This is a genomic window from Gemmatimonadota bacterium, assembly GCA_009835325.1.
Lineage (GTDB): Bacteria > JAAXHH01 > JAAXHH01 > JAAXHH01 > JAAXHH01 > JAAXHH01.
Map to the genome: position 1 here is coordinate 1 of VXWP01000020.1, position 5,281 is coordinate 5,281.

The 5,281-nt window shown below is 61.2% G+C and carries 4 protein-coding genes; 3 read left to right on the plus strand and 1 reads right to left on the minus strand.

All coding sequences use genetic code 11. From position 1 onward, the window contains the following. Positions 1 to 196: 196 nt before the first annotated feature. The 3 genes from F4Z81_02160 to F4Z81_02170 all read left to right on the plus strand — a co-directional run bounded on the left by F4Z81_02160 (position 197) and on the right by F4Z81_02170 (position 3,947). Entirely contained in the window at positions 197 to 1,183 is a 987-nt protein-coding gene (locus F4Z81_02160) for a Gfo/Idh/MocA family oxidoreductase (GenBank protein MXW03851.1), read from the plus strand. 108 nt (positions 1,184 to 1,291) lie between these two features. Then, positions 1,292 to 2,269, plus strand: coding sequence for an aldo/keto reductase (locus tag F4Z81_02165; protein ID MXW03852.1), 978 nt, complete (start codon positions 1,292 to 1,294; stop codon positions 2,267 to 2,269). Between the two features lie 16 nt (positions 2,270 to 2,285). Then, complete coding sequence (locus F4Z81_02170; protein ID MXW03853.1) at positions 2,286 to 3,947, plus strand: peptide ABC transporter substrate-binding protein; 1,662 nt, start codon at positions 2,286 to 2,288, stop codon at positions 3,945 to 3,947. A gap of 52 nt (positions 3,948 to 3,999) precedes the next feature. On the opposite strand, the gene aroA is transcribed toward F4Z81_02170, so the two are convergent. After that, a partial coding sequence (gene aroA, locus F4Z81_02175; GenBank protein ID MXW03854.1) for a 3-phosphoshikimate 1-carboxyvinyltransferase occupies positions 4,000 to 5,281 on the minus strand: 1,282 nt, incomplete at its 5' end.

Below are 5,281 nucleotides of genomic sequence, written 5' to 3' on the forward strand. Positions count from 1 at the left end.
GGCCCGACGCGGTCTCACCATTGTCACAAGAAACGCAAGTGAGTTCCGCAATACCGGTGTTAAAGTCGTCAACCCCTGGACTGATGGATGACGATCGGTTTCATCGAATGCTGCGTCGATTGGTGGTCGGTCGACCCGAGCAGGTCGGCCAGGGTAACACATCACGGGGCGTCGTCACCCGACACATGGAGCAAACATGCCTGAAACCATACGATGGGGCATTCTTGGAACCGGGAAGATCGCCCACAAGTTCGCCGAAGCGCTCGCGGTGGTGCCAGATGCCGAGCTGTCAGCCGTCGGTTCCCGTGCACAGGGGACGGCAGACACCTTCGGCGACGAGTTCGAAGTACCCCGAAGACACCCGTCCTACGCGTCCCTGGCGGAAGACCCGGAGATCGACGCGATCTACGTGTCTTCCCCCCATCCCATGCACTGCCGGGACACGCTGCTGTGCCTGAACGCGGACAAGCCCGTGCTCTGTGAGAAACCCTTCGCCCTCAACGCATCGGAAGCGGAAGCCATGATCCGGTGCGCACGGCAGCGGGGTCTTTTCCTCATGGAAGCCATGTGGACGCGGTTCCTGCCCGCCATCGTGCAGGTACGCCGATGGCTCGCCGATGGTGCCATTGGCGAAGTGCGCAACATGATGGCCGACTTCGGATTCCGCGCGGATTTCAACCCGGAGGGCCGCCTGCTGAATCCCGAACTGGGTGGGGGGGCGCTCCTGGACATCGGTGTATACATTGTATCTATGGCTTCCATGGTCTACGGGCAACAGCCGAACCGGGTGGCCGCGCTGGCGGAAATCGGCACGACCGGGGTCGATGAGCAGACCACCATGGCCTTTCGCTATGACTCGGGCTCCATGTCCGCGCTGACGTGTGCGGTTCGGACCAACACGCCCGGCGCTGTGTCCATCCACGGGACTCGGGGCAATATACGAATCCCATCAGCGTTCTATGACACCTATACCGCAACGCTGAATACCGACGGCGAGGAACCGGTAACGGTGGAGCCACCGCGCGTGGAGAACGGATTCAAGTACGAGATCGAGGAAGCGGGGCGTTGCCTCCGGGAAGGACTGCTCGAGACGCCCGCGCTCCCGCTGGACGAGACCCTGGCCATCATGAGGACGCTGGACGCCGTCCGGAACGAGATCGGGTTGAAGTATCCGATGGAATGATGGTTCCGGAAAAATCTATAGCCGGGACCAACCCAGCCCGGACCAGACCAACCTACATCAACCCGTGTTTTCGTAATCACCGAATTTAACGAGTTGCAAGGAGCACCCATGGAGTTCGGCAACATTGCGAATGTCGACAAGCCCGTATCGCGCCTGGTGCAGGGCACGATCATGCTGAGTTTCGCCGAAGAGGAATACAGCTTCGACCTGTTGGACCAGGTGTACGACGCCGGGATCAATACCTTCGACAGCGCCCATCTGTACGGCGGCGGCGAATGCGAGCGCGTACTGGGCCGGTGGATCGAAGACCGAGGCCTGCGTCGGGAAATCGTCATTCTCACCAAGTGCTGCCACATGAATGCCGACCGAGCCCGCGTGACGCCCTACGATATCTCATCGGACCTGCACGACTCCCTGGCCCGCCTGAACACGGACTACGTGGATCTCTACCTCCTGCATCGCGATGACGTAAGGGTTCCCGTTGCTCCGATTATGGATACGCTCAATCAGTACATCAGTGCGGGCAACCTGGGCGTGATCGGCGGATCCAACTGGACCCACGACCGCATCGAAAGGGCGAACCTGTACGCCGCCACCAGCGGACAGCAGCCCTTCACCGTGAGCAGCCCGAACTTCAGCCTGGCCGAACAGGCCGAACCGCCGTGGCGGGGATGTATCAGCATCAGTGGGAAGGACGGAGCCGACGCGCGGTCGTGGTACCAGGAAAACCAGATGCCGCTGTTTACCTGGTCCAGCATCGCCAGCGGGTTCTTTTCCGGCCGGGTAAGCCGCGACAATTACGAAACGCTGGCCGAGCAGGGCCTCTTCGACGAAAGTTCCGTTCGGGCCTATTGTACGGACGACAACTTCGACCGGCTGGACCGGGTCGAAGAACTGGCGAACGAAAAGGGCCTGTCCATACCCCAGGTCGCCCTGGCTTACGTACTCAGCCAGCCGCTCAACATCTTCGCCCTGGTGGGCGCCCGAAACGGCGATGAGATCCGGGCCAACCTGCAGGCCCTTGACACGAAGCTGACGGCCGAAGAGATGGCCTGGCTGAACCTGGAACGGCCGGAGCGGTCCTGACGCGAGGAATATCTCAATGAGACCCGCAGTCCTTTTGACCACAGGGCTGGCCCTTGCTATGCTCGGAATCGTGGTATACACCGGAATCCCGGATGCCCAGGTGCGCAACGCAGTCGGTCGAGTCATGCCCGCGGACGCGGCGCCGCTCGATCGGCAGATTTTCCGCTTTCTGAATGACGAACCGACCAACCTGGACATCGGCGTGGCCATCTACGAGGTGGGCGGCATCGTCTTCCTCTTCGAACGCCTTACCATGCTGGACCACAACAATCGCGTGATCCCGGGCGCGGCTACCCGTTGGACGGCCAACGAGGACCAGACGAAGTGGACCTTCCACATGCGACCCGGCGCTCGGTGGAGCGACGGCCGACCGGTCACCGCCCACGACTTTGAATATAGCTACAAGCGCATGCTGGATCCCGCGTCGGGCAGTGGCTACGCCTTCTTCTACTACAACATCAAGGGCGCGCGGGCGTTCAATACCGGGCAGACCGACGACCCGAACGCGGTCGGCGTATACGCGGTGGACGATATGACCCTCGTGATCGAAACCGACGGGCCCTGCCCGTACCTGCCCATGATCGCCGCCTTCTTCACCTCGATCCCGGTCCCCCGTTGGCAGGTCGAGCGGTTCGGCCCCCGCTGGGCGTCGGACGAGAACGTCGTCAGCAATTCGTCCTACAAGGTGGAGAACTGGCGCATCGGCGAGCGCCTTACCCTGTCCCTCGATCCCTACTACAACGGCCCGATCAAGGGGTATTTGTCCGAGATCCATTCCATGTTCAGAAGCCGGATTAGCACCGGACTGCTTTCCTACGAGAACGACGAGCTGGACCTGGTGCAGATCGACGTGCGCGACCTCAGCCGGATCGAGGGGGACCCGGTGCTGAGCGGGCAGTTGCACAAGTACATGGACTTCAACGCGCTCTACCTGTTCTTCCGAACGCGCGAAGGCGTGTTCAGCGACCACCGGGTCCGAAAGGCCATCAGCCACGCCATAGATCGTGACGCCCTGTGCAACATCGTGCTCCGGGGTACGGCCCTGCCCGCGTACACCATGCTGCCGCCGGGCTTTCCGGGTTACTCGGGCGACGAACTCAAAGACGTCCAGCGGTACGATCCCGAACTGGCGCGCAGTCTCCTGGCCGAGGCCGGATATCAGGGCGGCCGGGGCTTTCCCTCCGTGGACATCTGGCTTCGCAACGATCCCAACCGCATCATGGCGGCCGAAGCGATATCGGGCATGCTGTCCAACAACCTGGGCCTCAGGGTGGGCGTGCGGAACATGGAGCCCCGGGTCTACAGCGAGGCTATGGCCCAGTACCGGATCGACCTCAGCCTGATCCCCTTCCAGTACGATTTCCCCGATCCCCATAATCTCCTCGGCATGGTCTGGCACTCCCAGCCCGTGGGCGCGGGACGCCACGATTGGATGAACGAGGAGTTCGACCGGCTGGTCGACGACGCGGCAAGGGAGACCAACGAGGAACGACGGTTCGAGATGTACAACGAGGCGGAACGGATCCTGGTGGAGGACGTAGGCGGCGTCTTCCTCTACCACGACTACTTCCTGCAGCTCCGCAAACCCTGGCTGGCGGGCTGGAAAAAGGACTCCACGGGCCAGGAACCCTTCTTCATCGACAACTCCACGATTACGGATCTGTATATACGGCGGTAAGGGAGGGACCCGAGCGCTGACGGCGGAGATTCAGGGAGAGTATACTGCTGGGCTACCGAATCCGCGCCAGGTCCTCCCAGAAGCGCGGATAGGTCTTCCCCACCACCTCCGGATCGAGGATATTAAGGTTCCCCAGGCGGGTGCCCAACACGGCGAAACTCATGGCCATGCGGTGGTCGCGATAGGTTTCGATGTCGGCATCTTCGGTGGCGTTCAAAGCGCCTGGCGGCAGTTCCCCAACTTCGATGAAATCCGGACCCGTCTTCACTGCCACGCCGATCTTACGCAACTCCGCCGCGGGGCAATCGATCCGGTCGCACTCCTTCTGCTTCAACGTGCCGATCCCCGTTATCCGGGTCGTACCCGGAATCAACGGTGACAGGGCGATCAGGGTCAGTGCGGCGTCCGGAATATCCCCGCAGTCGAGTTCTCCCATCGCCGGCCGTACGCAGCCATCCTCCGGTCCTTCAACGACCGTCTTTTTCTCGTCCATTTGAACATGGGCGCCCAGGCTTTCGCAGATGGACAGGAAGCGGATATCCCCTTGCCTGGATTCGGATCCGAGGTTCGCAATGACCACCTTCCCACCATGAATCAGGGCGAGCGCCGCGAAATAGGAACCGGCGGAAGCATCGCCTTCCACCGACCGGGGTCCCGAACGATACTGCTGAGGGGCGACCCTGAACAGGCGGTAGTTGTCGTTCTCCACGTCCACACCGAACGTCCGCATTTCGTTCAGCGTAATGTCGATGTAAGGCCTGCTGACGAGTTCGCCTTCGACTTGAATCTCAAGGCCGTCGGGCAGTACCGGTGCGATCTGCAGCAGGGCGGAGAAGAACTGGCTGGATACATCGCCTTTCATCCGGACCGTACTGCTGGATGTACCAGGTCCTCGAATGGAAACAGGTAGGCAACCGCCATGGGAGGACTTGGTTTCTCCTCCCATTTGCTCCAAAGCGTCGAGCAGGGGGGAATTCGGCCTTTCGTTCAGGCTGCCCCGTCCGGCCAGTCGGGTCTCGTCCGTCCTCAGGGCCGACAGGGCGATCAGGAAACGGGCGGAAGTACCGCTGAGTCCGAGTTTAAGGATTACAGGTCCTTCTGCGAACCGCCCTCCTCTTCCTTCCACCTTCAACCGTCGATAGTCGTCACTCGCCTGGATATCAATCCCGAGTTCACCCAGGCATTCCACCATTTCCCGGGTGTCGTCGCAGTCGCAGGGACCGTCGATCTCGGTCGTTCCCTCGGCCAGCGACGCGAGCACCAGGTTTCTCAGCGTAATCGACTTGCTTCCTGGCAGTACGACGTTATGATTTATTCTATTACGAATCGTATTG